Raw genomic sequence first — 14,341 nt, forward strand, 5'->3', positions numbered from 1 at the left:
GCCATGTTCCCAGCATAATGGCTCGCGTTGCGTCTACAGCGCAATTCGCGGAATGTCGGCAATAAACGTCACCGCGAATCGGTAGAGTGTTATGGACTAACAAGAGTGGAAGGACAAGCATGTTCGAACGGTTTACCGACCGTGCCCGGCACGTGATCGTGCTGGCGCAGGAAGAGGCTCGTGCCCTCCAGCACAACTATATTGGCACCGAGCATCTGCTGCTCGGCCTGATCCGCGAAGGCGAAGGAGTGGCCGCGAAGGCGCTCGCCTCCAAGGGCGTGACCCTGGAAGACACCCGCAAGCAGGTCGAGGAGATGATCGGCAAGGGCAACGCAACCCCCGGAGGTCACATTCCCTTTACCCCGCACGCCAAGCAGGTGCTGGAACTGAGTCTGCGCGAGGCGCTGCAGCTGGGACACAGCTATATCGGCACCGAGCACATCCTGCTCGGCCTGATCCGCGAAGGCGAAGGCGTCGGCACGCAGGTGCTCATCAAGATGGACGTCGATCTGGGGGAGCTGCGCAGCGCCACCATCGATCTGATCCGCGGCAACTCCGCCGGGTCGGACGGCCAGAACAAGGGCGATCTCGCGAATGCGGGCGGCGTGCAGGATAAGCGTGCGCAGACCGGCTCCGCGATCCTCGACCAGTTCGGCCGCAACCTGACGGCCGAGGCCGCCGAAGGCAAGCTCGACCCGGTCATCGGACGATCCAAGGAGATCGAACGCGTGATGGTCGTGCTCTCGCGGCGCACCAAGAACAACCCGGTGCTGATCGGCGAGCCCGGCGTCGGCAAGACCGCCGTCGTCGAGGGCCTCGCGCAGAAGATCAACGCAGGTGATGTGCCCGAAACGCTCAAGGGCAAGCAGGTCTACTCGCTCGACCTCGGTTCGATGGTGGCCGGCTCGCGCTACCGCGGCGACTTCGAGGAGCGCCTCAAGAAGGTGCTCAAGGAGATCAAGACGCGCGGCGACATCGTGCTGTTCATCGACGAGATCCACACGATCGTCGGCGCCGGCTCGGCCGACGGCGCGCTCGGCGCATCCGATATGTTGAAGCCGATGCTCGCGCGTGGCGAACTGCAGACCATCGGCGCGACCACGACCGACGAGTACCGCAAGTACATCGAAAAGGACGCGGCGCTGGAACGTCGTTTCCAGCCGATCCAGGTGCATGAGCCGTCGATCGCGGAGACCATCGAGATCCTCAAGGGCCTGCGCTCGCGCTACGAGAACCACCACAAGGTGACCATCACCGACGGCGCGCTGCAGGCCGCGGCCGAACTGTCGGCCCGCTACATCCAGGACCGCAACCTCCCGGACAAGGCGATCGACCTGATCGACGAGGCCGGCGCACGGCTGCGCATCAAGCGTCTGACCGCGCCGCCCGAGCTCAAGGAACTCGACGGCAAGATCGCCAAGCTCGCCGCCGACAAGGACGAGGCCATCAAGGCCCAGGACTTTGAGAAGGCGGCCACGCTGCGCGACAGCCAGGAGAAGCTGGAGGCCGAGCGCAAGGACAAGGAAACTGCCTGGAAGCAGGGCGAATCCGACGTCAAGATGACCGTGGACGAGGACGTGATCGCCGAGGTGATCTCGAACACCACGGGCATACCGGTGTTCAAGCTCACGCAGGCCGAGTCCAAGAAGCTCATGAACATGGAATCCGAGCTGCACAAGCGCATCATCGGTCAGGACGAGGCCGTCTCGGCGCTGTCGCGTTCGATCCGTCGCGCTCGCGTGGGCCTCAAGGACCCGAAGCGCCCGGCGGGCTCGTTCATCTTCGCCGGCCCGACCGGCGTCGGCAAGACCGAGCTGGCCAAGGCGCTCGCCGAGTTCCTGTTCGACGACGAGGACGCGCTCATCCGCGTGGACATGTCCGAGTTCTCCGAGAAGTACGCCGCGTCGCGTCTGTTCGGCGCGCCCCCGGGATACGTCGGCTACGAGGAGGGCGGCGAGCTCACCGAGAAAGTGCGTCGCAAGCCGTTCTCCGTCGTGCTGTTCGACGAGATCGAGAAGGCGCATCCGGACATCTTCAACACGCTGCTGCAGGTGCTGGACGACGGTCATCTGACCGACGGCCAGGGACGCAAGGTGGACTTCAAGAACACCATCATCATCTTGACCACGAACCTCGGCACGCGTGACATCGCGAAGATGGCGAACACGGGCTTCAACCTCGGCACGAACACCGAGTCGAGCTACCAGCGCATGAAGGACCAGGTGAGCACGGAGCTCAAGCAGCAGTTCCGCCCCGAGTTCCTCAACCGTCTGGACGACATCATCGTGTTCAAGCAGCTCACCGAGCCGCAGGTGCGTCAGATCGTCGACCTCGACGTCAAGCAGCTCAACGACCGTCTGTTCGACCGCCACATGTCGCTCGAGCTCACCGATGCGGCCAAGGACCTGCTTGCGCAGAAGGGCTTCGACCCGCTGCTCGGCGCTCGTCCGCTGCGCCGCGTGATCCAGCGCGACATCGAGGATGCGATCTCCGAGAAGATCCTCATGGGCGAGCTGGAGGACGGCCAGCGCGTGATCGTGGACGCCGAGGGCGACAACGTGCTTGAAGAGGAGTTCACCTTCAAGGGCGAGAAGTTCGAGGAGCCGACGGCCGCTGGCGCTGCCGAGGCCGCCGCGTCCGACGATGCGTCCGTGAACGCCGGTGCAGGCGACTCCGGCGTGTCCGATTCGGATGCTGCCGGTGACGTTCCGTCTTCGGACGCCGCCACCGAGTGATCCCGTTCTGACGACGATTCGAGGGGGCCGTGGTTCCGGTGGAACCACGGCCCCCCTTGTCGTGTCTGATGGCATTATCTGTGATTTCTGCGGTATTCGGAAGGCGCTGCGCCATAGCAGGTGCGGAATGCGGCTCCGAAATGGGCGGTTGATGCGTATCCCGCGTGTTGCGCGATGTCCGTGATGCTCGCATCGGTCTCGGTCAGCAGCAACCGGGCGAAGCCCATGCGCGATTCCAGCGTTTTCTCCGAGAAGGATTTGCCGTAGTACCGCTGCAGCAATCGTTGGGTCTGTCTCGGGCCGAGCGCAAGTTCTTCGGCGAGTCCGCTGAGAGACTGTTTGCCGTAGTCCCTGAGAAAATACTGGTCCACGAGCATGGAACGCTGCATATCGGTGACGGGCGTCGCCTCGTTGGCGATGGCTTCGGCGTTATACGGTTGCGGAGGCTTGGGCAGTTTGGTGTTGTTGCGCAGCGCGGCGATGATGATCTCCTTCAGCAGGGCTTCAGCGCACTGCCGGTATCCGGCACGTCTTTGCCGGTATTCTTCGAAGAGCCTGGGGAAGAGCTGCGACAGCGATTCGTGGTCGGTGCAGACGAATCGTTTCATTGATGCCAGAACACCGGGCAGGTATCCGTTCGTCGTTGCGTCCCCCGGAGCGTCATGCAGCGCGAGATTGATGCAGTATTCGTGGATCGGGTCATCGGGATCGGGCAGCTGTGCATGCCGGACGTCGGGACCGGTGATGTACAGCGCACCCGGGCCCATGTCATGCCGATCGTCGTCGATGAACACCGTTCCATGCCCTGAGATGTGGTAGTGCAGTTCGTAGCATCCGCGACCGTGCGCGTGGAAGGGGATCGGCGTGGATATGGGGCCATGGGCAATGCGGATGATCTCAAGAGTCCGTCCGTCAAGCACAAGATCGATGTTGGGATGGTACGTAATGGTTCCCATATCACGTTTCCTTCGACGTCGTAATGCGATATCGAATATACGACATAATCATGAAGAACACGTCACCAATGTCGCTTTATGTGTATTGATCGGCGCATTATCGTAATAGATAACAGCCGGAACGCAAACGTTCCTCGCTGAACGGCAATGGATTCGAGACCACGGAAAGGGCCTGATCATGGAAAGCGTTGAGGACATGAGGTGCGATCTGGCGGCGATCGACGAGGTGATCGCGCGCGGCAGATACAAGGACGACTGGGCATCGCTGCAGCGGCATCGCGCGCCGCAGTGGTTCGAGGACGCGAAGTTCGGCATCTTCATCCACTGGGGCGTGTATTCGGTGCCGGCGTTTGGCAGCGAATGGTATTCGCGTAACATGTACATCCAGGGGTCGAAGGAGTTCGAGCATCATGTGGCGACCTACGGGCCGCAAAAGGAATTCGGCTACAAGGACTTCATCCCGATGTTCACCGCATCGCGCTTCGATCCTGACGTGTGGGCCGACCTGTTCGCCCGTACCGGTGCCCGGTACGTGGTGCCGGTCGCCGAGCATCATGACGGGTTCCAGATGTACCGGAGCCGTCTGTCGCATTGGAACGCCGCGGAGATGGGGCCGAAACGCGACGTGCTCGGCGAGCTGACTGAGGCGTTTCACAGGCGCGGGCTGGTCAACGGTGCGTCGTCGCATCGCGTCGAGCACTGGTTCTTCATGGGGCATGGCAAGGAGTTCGACAGCGACATCCACGAGCCGCTGCGCCGCGGTGATTTCTACTGGCCAGCCATGCCCGAGCCCGATCACATGGATCAGCACAGCAAGCCCGCGCCGACTGCGGAGTTCTTGGAGGATTGGCTGCTGCGGTGCTGCGAGATCGTCGACGAGTACCGGCCGAAGGTGCTGTACTTCGACTGGTGGATTCTGCACGAGGCGGTGCAACCGTATTTGAAGAAGTTCGCCGCGTACTATTACGACCGCGCGGACGAGTGGGGCGAGGAGGTCACGATCTGCTACAAGCAGGACTCGTTCATGTTCGGCACCGCCACGCCGGATGTCGAGCGCGGCCAGCTCGCCGATGCCAAGCCGTATCATTGGCAGACCGATACGGCGATCGCGCTGAACTCGTGGTGCTACACCGAACACAACCAGTATCGACCGGCCGCGGAGATACTGCAGGATCTGGTCGACATCGTCTCGAAGAACGGCAATCTGCTGCTCAACGTCGGCCCGAAGGCGGACGGCACGTTCGGCGAGGAGGATCTCGCGGTGCTGACGACGATCGGCAAGTGGCTGCGGGTCAACGGCGAGGCGATCTACGATTCCAAACCGTGGAAACGGTTCGGTGAGGGGCCGACGCAGGTCATCGAAGGGCAGTTCTCCGACGGCGTGAAGAAGAACTTCACGCCGCGCGATATCCGCTACACGGTCAACGGTTCCAACCTGTACGCCATCGCCATGCGTCCGGCCTCCGACGGCGTGTACCGCTTCGAACGACTCAAGGAAGGAGACGCCGAACACAACGCCGACTTCCACGGGCTCATCCGCGACATCCGTATGCTCGGAACCGACGACGAGCCGCTTGATTGGACGCGTGACGACACCGCTCTCGAAGTACGCGCCCCGCGCGCTGACGGCGACGCTCCCGTCGTCTTCCGCATCGCCGTGGCATGACGCGCGCACATCGTAAAGAGACGATACGGATGCGGTAATCATGATGCTGAAACAGGCGAAATCGGGAACGATTTCGCCTGTTTCAGCATCATGATCGGGTGTTGCGACGCCTTACTTGATGGCGTTGAGCCACTGCTCCTTGGTGGCCTTCTCGGCCTCGAGCTTGGCCTTCTTCTTCGGATCGGACTCGGCGGCGATCTTCTCGTTCAGCTCGGCGAGCTGCGCGTTGAGCTGCTCCTCGAAGCTGGACTTGCGGGCGTCGGCCTCCGGATCGGTCTTCTTCCAGGCGGCGTCCTCGATGGCCTTGATCTGCTTGTCGACCGCGTCGAGACGGCCTTCGATGCGGCGCATGTCGTCGCGCGGCACGTAGCCGATCTGATCCCACTCCTCCTGGATGGCGGCGAGGGCCTGACGGGCCTTCTTGGCGGCGGCCTCGTCGGAGCCCGGCACGAGCGCCTCGGCCTTGACCAGCAGCGCCTCCTTCTTGGCGAGGTTCTCCTTCTCAGAGGAGGAGATCTGGTCGCGGTCGGCCTGACGCGCGTTGAAGAACGTGTCGGCGGCGGCACGGAACTGCGCCCACAGGGCGTCGTCCTCGTTGCGACCAGCGCGGCCGGCCTGCTTCCAGCGATCCATCAGCTCGTTGAACTTGCGCGACGTCTCGCCCCACGCGGTCGAATCCTTGAGCTCGTTCGCCTCGGCGATGATGGCCTCCTTGGCCTCCTTGGCGGCGTTGCGCTCGGTGTCGCGGGCCTGCGCCCACTTGCGGCGGGCCTGGTTGAACGTGGTACGAGCGGCGGAGAAGCGCTTCCACAGCGCGTCCGCGTCGGCCTTGTCGATGCGGACCGTGGTGCGCTGGTGCTCCTGCCACTGGTCGAACAGTGCGCGGAACTTGTCGGCGGTGGAACGCCAGTTCGTGCTGTCGCCCAGCGAGGCGGCCAGCTCCTCGGCCTTGACGACGATCGCGGTGCGCTCCTCAACAGCCTTGGCGACTGCGGCCTTGCGGGCCTCGGTAATCTTCGCCTTCTTGGCCTCGCCCTCGGCCTTCAGGGCCTCGAACTGCGCCTTGAGCGCGGCGATGTCGCCGACAACATCCGGCTGCGCGGTCTCCTCGGCGAGCGTCTTGATCGTCTCGTCGATCTCATGCGCCTTCACGTTGTTGGACTTCAGCCGTCCCGCGAACAGGTTCAGCTTGCCCTTGAGGTCGAGGAAACGGCGGGCATACAGCGCCAGCGCCTCCTCCTTCGACACGTCCGGGAACTGGCCGACCTCGCGCTCCGACTCGCCGTCCTTGACATAAACGGTGCCGTTGTCGTCCACGCGGCCAAACGCCTCGGCGGCCTTGACCTGATCCTCGGCGTAGCCGGTGGCGGCCGGGGCCGGGGCGGCGGTGTGCTGCGGCTTCTTCGCGAAGGCTGCCGGCGACGGCGCGTGCGGCTTCGCCAGTGCGGCCGGCGACGGCTTCGCGGCTGCTGCGGGTGACGGTGTTGCGGCGGCGCTGGCCTGCTCCTGGGGAGCGGGCGTACTTGCCTGCTCGGTGGTTTCGGTGGTGTTCTCGGATTCGGTGACGTTCTCGTCGGCCATGGCCAGCTCCTTAAGCTACAAGGTGGTAGAGGGGCTGCGGATCGCATGCAGGGCAACGAAAACCCTGCTGCGTTTTCCGCAACCTCCCTTATTATAGGGAACCGTGGCTAAAGGCGCATCTATTTCAGGATTTCCAGAGTGGCTCCCCTCTGAACGTGTCGTGGAGCAGCGTGTCATCGACACGCTCCGTAGGGTGTTCGAGCTTAATGGCTTCATCGGCATTGAGACTCGCGCGGTCGAGCAAGGTTCCAGCCTGCTCAAGAAAGGCGAGACCAGCAAGGAGATCTACCTGCTGAGCCGTCTGCAGGAGGTCGGTCAGGAGAACGACACTCCGATTGAGGATCGTCTCGGCTTGCACTTCGATCTGACCGTGCCGCTGAGCCGGTACGTGGTCGAACATTCCGGCGACCTCGCGTTTCCGTTCAAGCGCTGGCAGATCCAGAAGGTGTGGCGTGGCGAACGCCCGCAGGAGGGCCGTTTCCGCGAGTTCGTGCAGGCCGACATCGACGTGATCGGCCAGGGCGACCTGCCGGACCACTACGAGGTCGAGCTGCCGCTGGTCATGGTCTCCGCGCTCGAACAGCTGCGCGCATATGGCCTCCCGAAGGCGACCGTGCACGCGAACAACCGCAAGCTGTCCGAGGGCTTCTACCGCGGACTAGGCCTGACCGACATCGAAGGCGTGCTGCGCGAGATCGACAAGCTCGACAAGATCGGCGCGGACGAAGTCGTCAAGCTTCTGGTCGACGGCTGCGGCGCGAACGAGGCGCAGGCCCGCGCATGCCTCGAACTGGCCGATCTGACCGCCGCGAACGGCGACGAGCTGGCCGTCAAGTTCGACGCGCTGTGCGCCAAGCACAACATCGCCGCCGATTCCGAGGCGTACGTGCTCGCCCGTCAGGGACTCGACACGCTCGCGATGATCGTCGACGAATCCGCCCGCATCCGTCCCGGCTCGGTGATCGCGGATCTCAAGATCGCCCGCGGACTCGACTACTACACCGGCTCCGTCTACGAGACGTTCCTCGACGGCGCCGCGTCGCTCGGATCGATCTGCTCCGGCGGCCGTTACGACAACCTCGCCTCGCAGGGCAACCGCAAGTACCCCGGCGTCGGCCTGTCGATCGGCCTGTCGCGACTCGTGTCGTACATGCTGCACACCGCCGGCGCGCACGCCAGCCGCGTTTCGCCGGCCGCCGTGCTCGTCGCCGTGTGGAACGAGGAGGACCGCACCCAGTCCAACCTCATCGCGGCCAACCTGCGTGCGCGCGGCATCGCCGCCGACGTGGCCCCCACCGCGGCCAAGCTCGGCAAGCAGATCAAGTACGCCGACAAGCTCGGCATCCCGTACGTGTGGTTCCCGGCGGACAAGGCCGATGAGAACGCTCACGACGAAGTCAAGAACATCGTGTCGGGCGAGCAGATGCAAGCCGATTCCCAGTCTTGGGAGCCGGATAGTGTGGTTGCCCGGCAAACCGTGGAAGTAGCGGATCGCTGAGTCCGTTTGTTGCGGCGTCTGCCCGTTCGCGCCAGTTCGTGCGGACGGCGGACGCCCATGACACAGAAATAGAGGAAGCATGAGCCAGACGGCTTACAGAACACATCATGCGACCGACGTGACCGAAGCGCTCGTCGGCCAGAAGGTGACGCTCGCGGGTTGGGTCGACCGTCGCCGTGACCACGGCGGCGTGGCCTTCATCGATCTTCGCGACTCGACCGGCCTCGTGCAGGTCGTGATCTACGACGAGGAGATGGCGCGTCCGCTGCGTTCCGAATTCGTCATCCAGGTCGTCGGCGAGGTGCGCCTGCGCCCGGACGGTAACGAGAACACGCATCTGGCGACCGGCAAGATCGAGGTCGTGGCCGAGTCCATCGAGATCCTCGCCAAGGCCGACGCCCTGCCGTTCCAGGTCTCCACCGCGCTCGAGAACGAGTCCGAAAATAAACTGCCGGGCGAGGACGTGCGCCTCAAGTACCGCTACCTCGACCTGCGCCGCCCGTCCATGCAGCACAACCTCAAGCTGCGCTCCGACATGGCCAAGGCCGCCCGTCACGCGCTCGAGGACATGGACTTCACCGAGGTCGAGACCCCGACGTTCATCAAGTCCACGCCGGAAGGCGCCCGCGACTTCCTCGTGCCGGCCCGCCTCGTGCCGGGCTCGTGGTACGCGCTGCCGCAGTCCCCGCAGCTCTTGAAGCAGCTGCTCATGGTCTCCGGCGTCGAGCGCTACTACCAGCTCGCCCGCTGCTACCGCGACGAGGACTTCCGCGCCGACCGCCAGCCCGAGTTCACGCAGCTCGACATGGAGATGAGCTATGTCGACCAGGAAGACGTGATGGCCATGGCCGAGAAGGTCGTCGCCGCGATCTGGAAGACCGCCGGCTACGAGATCCAGCTGCCGCTGCCGCGCATCTCGTGGCAGGAGGCGATGGACAAGTACGGTTCCGACAAGCCGGACCTGCGTTTCGGCAACCCGCTCGTCGAGCTGACCGACTACTTCAAGAACACGCCGTTCCGCGTGTTCCAGGCCCCGTACGTGGGTGCCGTCGTGTTCAAGGGCGGTGCCGCGACTCCGCGTCGCCAGTTCGACGCATGGCAGGAGTGGGCGAAGCAGCGCGGTGCCAAGGGCCTCGCGTACGTGGTCTTCGCCGAGGACGGCGAGCTCAAGGGACCCGTCGCCAAGAACCTGTCCGACGAGGAGCGCAACGGCCTGCGTGAGGCCGTGGGCGCCGAACCGGGCGACGCCGTGTTCTTCGCCGCCGGTTCGCGCGAGTCCTCGCAGCTGCTGCTCGGCGCCGTGCGCGTCGAGCTGGCCCGCCGCGAAGGCCTCCTAGACCCGAAGAAGTTCGCGTTCACCTGGGTCGTCGACTTCCCGCTGTTCAAGCGCACCGACGATCCGGACGACGACGATGTGGCGGTCGGCCACTCCAAGTGGACCTCCATGCACCACCCGTTCACCATGCCGTCCAAGGACTGGATCGACAAGTTCGACCAGGACCCGGAGCACGCCATGTCCGACTCCTACGACATCGTCTGCAACGGCGAGGAGATGGGCGGCGGTTCCGTGCGTATCCACCGCGACGACATCCAGGACCGCGTGCTCAACGTGCTCGGCATCGGCAAGGAGGAGGCCGAGGAGAAGTTCGGCTTCCTCCTCGAGGCGTTCAAGTATGGCGCCCCGCCGCACGCGGGCATCGCGCTCGGCTGGGATCGCACCGTGTCGATCCTCGCCGGCACCGACACCATCCGCGACGTCATCGCCTTCCCGAAGGCCGGCGGCGGCCGCGACCCGCTGACCGGCGCCCCGGCCCCGATCACCGACGCGCAGCGCGCCGAGACCGGCGTCGACTACGACCCGGAGGACGAAGACTGATCTGCGGAGCGTATACCGCCTTTCCTCACCCTCGACGTACCCGTTGTACGCCTTCGGGTTCGGACGGTGGCCTCCGCACGCGCGGCCCGGTTTTCCAGGGAGTGCGAGCAGATAATCGCTGATTGACAAGAAGGGCGGTTCCCCCAGGGGAGCCGCCCTTCTTGTTGCGTCGGTGCTCGATGGAACGCGAGCAGTGAATGCTGCCTGGTCAGTCGTCCGGCTGGCTTACGATCACGCCGTCGGCGATGGAGCCGTCGACGCCGCGGTGGGAGGCGCCCGCGGCCGTCGCATCGCTCGCCATGACGATCTCGGTATGTAACAGGTACCGTTCGGCAAAATCCAATGTGGTGTATACCATCCGCGCATCCCCCTTTCGTTGCGTGATGCGGCAGTAATCGAACGGCGTTCCCCTCCGCCGTTGAACGATAATCAAATCATGAAACCGCACACGACACAAGACCGGCGTCATAGCGATTGCCGATGACGCGTTCCTGGTTCGATTGATAGGTGCCCGCGACACACCTCGGCGACGATTAGACTGAATGATGGCAATCGGGGGAGCGATCATATGCGGCGATTCGAAGCAACCATGACGGCTCTGTCCAAGCGGGTGACCGCGCGCCGTCCGTCCACGCTTGGAGCGGCGGTGCGTTCGCGGTTCATGCCGTACTGGATGCTGCTGACCGTGGCATGGCTGCCGTATCTCGTGCTGGTCTGGCCGGGCGCGCTGCGCGACGACACGCTCGCGCAATACCTGCAGACCGCCGGACTGCACCGGTACTACACGCAGCATCCCCTGTTCGACACGCTGGTTTTCGGACTGTTCTGGAAGATCGGCGGCATGCTCGGCTCGCCGCTGATCGGCGAGGCGATCTACACGGGCGTGCAGGCGTTGCTGCTGGCCGCCGGATGTGCGCTGGTCCTGTGCTACATCCGCAAACTCGGCGCGCCACGGTGGCTGCGCGTATCGGGACTGCTGTACCTCGCCACGAGCTACGTGGTGGTCGGCTCGGTCGGCACGATGGGCAAGGATTCGCTGCATACGGTGTTCTTCCTGCCGTTCGCCGCGCTGTTTGCGGAAACGTGCCTGACCTGTGGTCGGGTACTGATGCGTCGTCCTGCGGCGCTTGCGTTCGTGGCGCTCGCATTCGCCGTGATCGTATCGAAACGCACGGCGCTGATGATCGTGCTGTGTGCCGGCGTGCCGTTGCTGGCAGTGTGCCGGCATGGGCGGATGCGTCGTCGGGCGTTCGTGTGCCTGCTGTCGGCGATCGTGCTTGCGCAGGGCGTGTTCACGCCGGTCGTCGCCGCTGTGACGCACGCCAACCAGTCGCCGTCGCGCGAGCTGTGGGGCGTTATGACCCAGTCGGTCGCTCAGGTGGCTCGTGATCGGCCGCAGGCAATATCTGGGAAGAGCAAGGCCGCGCTGAGCAAAGTCATGCGGATCGATCAGGCAGCCCTTGCCATGAATCCGCACCGCACCGACGAGACGTTCCACACACTGCGCGAGGATCCGCGGCCGTCAGCGGGTGAACAAATCGCGGCGTTGCGCGCGTGGGCCGGACTGGGTCTCGTATATCCCGGGGAGTATCTCAAGGCGTGGGCCGGGCCGATTCGCGGCTGGTGGGATCCACGCGTGAACTTCGCGTATCCGACCGATTCGGATTACCTGCTGCGTGGCGGATACCTGCGGCAATGGGCCACGTTCCTGCCCGAGAGCGAGGAAACCGCGGGGCGGCAAGATGCCGATGTCTCTGATGCCGACACCGTTGCGGCGTTGCGCGTGGCCCGGATCGGCCGTGCTCTGGCACCGCTGATGGGGACCTCGCGCAAGCCGGCATGGCAGCGGGAGCTGCTGGGACGGCTGCGCCGGTGGGTTCGTGACGACAATTCGCTCACCGCGATGGCCCTGTACGTCACGTGGATTCCGTTGATGACCATGGCGGCGTTGTTGGTGCAGCTGATGCGCAAGCGTTTGTCATCGCGGCTGGGCGGCTCCTCCATCTCTTCGCAGGCCGCCGTTCCCATGCCGTCCAGGCCGGACTCGTCTGACTTGCCGTCTCGACCGAGCGTGTTTTCTTCTTTGTCATCTCGACCGAGCGAAGCGAGCGGAGAGACCTTTCCGCCTCGCCTGTGCCTCGCCGCGTTCTCCCTGTTGTTCTTTACGATCCTGTCGTTGTATGCTTCTCCGGAAGCCCTGTTCTGGTATTCGATCCCGGTGTTCCTTTCCATGCCGTTGTTCTCCGCGCTGCCGTTTGTCGGGTACACCCCGTGTTGTCGGATGTGGCGGGCCGTGCGGGATAATGATGTCTATGACAACGATCGCGATCGTGGACAATGATCGGTTTGCGCTGGGCATGCTGACGCAGATCGTCGGGCGGGCCATGCCCGGTGCGAACGTGATCTGGACGGCGGAGGACGGGCGGACGGCCGTGCACCGTTGCCTATACGAAGGCGAGGCGCAGGTGCCGGATGTGTTGGTGCTCGACATGTCGCTGGGGGAGCCGGGCATGGGTGCCGACGGCGCGGACGCATGCCGTATGATTCGCGAGGCTTCGGCCCGGCCGCCGATCCTATGCCTGACCTCGTATTCGCGTGCGCATTACCGCCAGACGGCCATCGACGCCGGCGCGCAGGGACTGATCGGCAAGGATTCGACGCCGAGGGAACTCGCCGCGGCGATCACAGCCGTGGCGGACGGACAGGTTCTCGACGGGTTCATGGACGTGAACGCCGCGCATACGGCATTGGCGTCCGTCGCCCAGCGGACGGCGGCGTTGTCCGATCAAGAGCGCGAGGTGATGCGTTTGTACGCGACGAACCATACCACCGAGGAGATCGCACGCCGATTGGGCATCAAGGCATCCACCGTGTTCGTCGTCACACGCCATGCGAAACGCAAACTCGGGGCTTCCAGCAGAGCCGAAGCCATCCGAATATTGCTGGGCGGGTGACGGTCTCCTCCATTCGCGCTTCATCTGCCGCATACCCCACCGCGTAAGTGGGCAAAACCGGATTCGGATTTTCATAAGTGGGTAAAACCCGTCTAGAAAACCCTGTTGCGATCTTCTATCTAGTAGAGATCTACCCACCTATGGTGCGACGTGGCCTGTCTGTGTCCGGATCTGCCCACTTTTGGGTCGGATCTGTCGGTTTGACGGTACCGTCGAGCGTGTCGATGGCCTGATAGGTGCCGGTCATGGCGTGCTGGATGAACGAACGGATCGTACGCAGGTCGTCCAGCTGGGACTGCGGCAGATCGTTGCGTTCCAGATCGGCGTTGATCAGCATGATCGCGTTTGCCAGATCGTTCGTCGTCCGGTCATGCAGCGACGAGGCGATGCGCTCGCGTTCGCGACGCTGCCGAGCTTGGTCGCGCAGCCGGCGATGATCGGCCATCCACCTCGACACCAGGCCGATGACGATTGCGAACATGCAATAGGCGAACGAGATCACCACCGAATCGGTCACCCCGAGCCCGAACAGCAGCCTGCGGTCGACCAGCAGCGCGGTGACGGCCAGTCCGGCGGCCAATCCCGCAGCCCATCGGTTCTCGCGCCAGATCAGTCCTGCGGCGAGCGTCATTGCCAGCAGATACGAATACGACATCGGGAACGGCGAGACAAGGCCCACACAGGTCAGCGTCGTCACGAGCCACGCTCCCGCTTCCGGAACGAACGGCAGTGCGGCGAGCGACGCCAGCGCGAGCAACGGGATCAGCAGATACGACAGGTGAAAGTTCGTGGCCGGCCAGCGCAGCACGGTTTCCGCGATCACGCAGCATGCGATGCCCACGCATGCGACGGTCATGCGGTGCTGTGGCGCGAATGGCGGCTGAGAACGGTTCATATGACCATGATCCCACGTGTCGTGTCGACGATGTCGGATTACGGTCGTTCCAGAGTCGGAAACGATCGCAACTCAATGGTGGTGAGGCGTTTGTGTTGAGTTACGGTCGTGCGGGAGCGGGGAAGGATCTGCGCGATGATGATGGCCGCGGATAAACGGTCATAAGGAACGTCTATAGGG

10 protein-coding genes are annotated in these 14,341 nt (G+C 64.0%); 6 read left to right on the top strand and 4 right to left on the bottom strand.

Annotated features, from left to right (window positions below; translation table 11 throughout):
* The first annotated feature begins 119 nt into the window (after positions 1 to 119).
* Complete coding sequence (locus JS541_RS04245; protein WP_214373243.1) at positions 120 to 2,735, top strand: ATP-dependent Clp protease ATP-binding subunit; 2,616 nt, start codon at positions 120 to 122, stop codon at positions 2,733 to 2,735.
* Positions 2,736 to 2,809: 74 nt separating this feature from the next.
* On the opposite strand, the gene JS541_RS04250 is transcribed toward JS541_RS04245, so the two are convergent.
* Complete coding sequence (locus tag JS541_RS04250; RefSeq protein WP_214373244.1) at positions 2,810 to 3,691, bottom strand: AraC family transcriptional regulator; 882 nt, start codon at positions 3,689 to 3,691, stop codon at positions 2,810 to 2,812.
* Between the two features lie 196 nt (positions 3,692 to 3,887).
* Here JS541_RS04250 and JS541_RS04255 point away from each other — a divergent pair, with 196 nt between their 5' ends.
* Positions 3,888 to 5,357, top strand: coding sequence for an alpha-L-fucosidase (locus JS541_RS04255; RefSeq protein ID WP_240539244.1), 1,470 nt, complete (start codon positions 3,888 to 3,890; stop codon positions 5,355 to 5,357).
* A 111-nt stretch (positions 5,358 to 5,468) separates the two neighbouring features.
* Here JS541_RS04255 and JS541_RS04260 read toward each other — a convergent pair whose 3' ends face one another.
* Positions 5,469 to 6,938, bottom strand: a complete 1,470-nt coding sequence (locus tag JS541_RS04260) for a DUF349 domain-containing protein (protein ID WP_214373246.1) — start codon at positions 6,936 to 6,938, stop codon at positions 5,469 to 5,471.
* A 103-nt stretch (positions 6,939 to 7,041) separates the two neighbouring features.
* Between JS541_RS04260 and hisS the strand changes: the two genes are divergently transcribed.
* Positions 7,042 to 8,436 (top strand): histidine--tRNA ligase, encoded by a 1,395-nt coding sequence (gene hisS, locus JS541_RS04265; RefSeq protein ID WP_214373247.1) that lies wholly within the window; start codon positions 7,042 to 7,044, stop codon positions 8,434 to 8,436.
* Positions 8,437 to 8,515: 79 nt separating this feature from the next.
* Complete coding sequence (gene aspS / locus JS541_RS04270) at positions 8,516 to 10,312, top strand: aspartate--tRNA ligase (protein WP_214373248.1); 1,797 nt, start codon at positions 8,516 to 8,518, stop codon at positions 10,310 to 10,312.
* A 208-nt stretch (positions 10,313 to 10,520) separates the two neighbouring features.
* On the opposite strand, the gene JS541_RS04275 is transcribed toward aspS, so the two are convergent.
* Positions 10,521 to 10,670: a hypothetical protein gene (locus JS541_RS04275; RefSeq protein ID WP_214373249.1), complete on the bottom strand. Its 150-nt coding sequence runs from the start codon at positions 10,668 to 10,670 to the stop codon at positions 10,521 to 10,523.
* Between the two features lie 231 nt (positions 10,671 to 10,901).
* On the opposite strand from JS541_RS04275, the gene JS541_RS04280 reads away from it, so the two are divergent.
* Positions 10,902 to 12,653, top strand: coding sequence for a DUF6020 family protein (locus JS541_RS04280; RefSeq protein ID WP_214373250.1), 1,752 nt, complete (start codon positions 10,902 to 10,904; stop codon positions 12,651 to 12,653).
* Positions 12,625 to 13,266 carry a response regulator transcription factor gene (locus JS541_RS04285; RefSeq protein WP_214373251.1) on the top strand — a complete coding sequence of 214 codons (642 nt, stop codon included), beginning with the start codon at positions 12,625 to 12,627 and terminating at the stop codon, positions 13,264 to 13,266. Before JS541_RS04280 ends, JS541_RS04285 begins: the two co-directional genes overlap by 29 nt.
* A 130-nt stretch (positions 13,267 to 13,396) precedes the next feature.
* Here JS541_RS04285 and JS541_RS04290 read toward each other — a convergent pair whose 3' ends face one another.
* Positions 13,397 to 14,161: a hypothetical protein gene (locus JS541_RS04290; protein ID WP_214373252.1), complete on the bottom strand. Its 765-nt coding sequence runs from the start codon at positions 14,159 to 14,161 to the stop codon at positions 13,397 to 13,399.
* Between the last annotated feature and the right edge of the window lie 180 nt (positions 14,162 to 14,341).

Source organism: Bifidobacterium sp. SO1 (assembly GCF_018555335.1).
In the GTDB taxonomy this organism is placed as follows: domain Bacteria; phylum Actinomycetota; class Actinomycetes; order Actinomycetales; family Bifidobacteriaceae; genus Bifidobacterium; species Bifidobacterium simiiventris.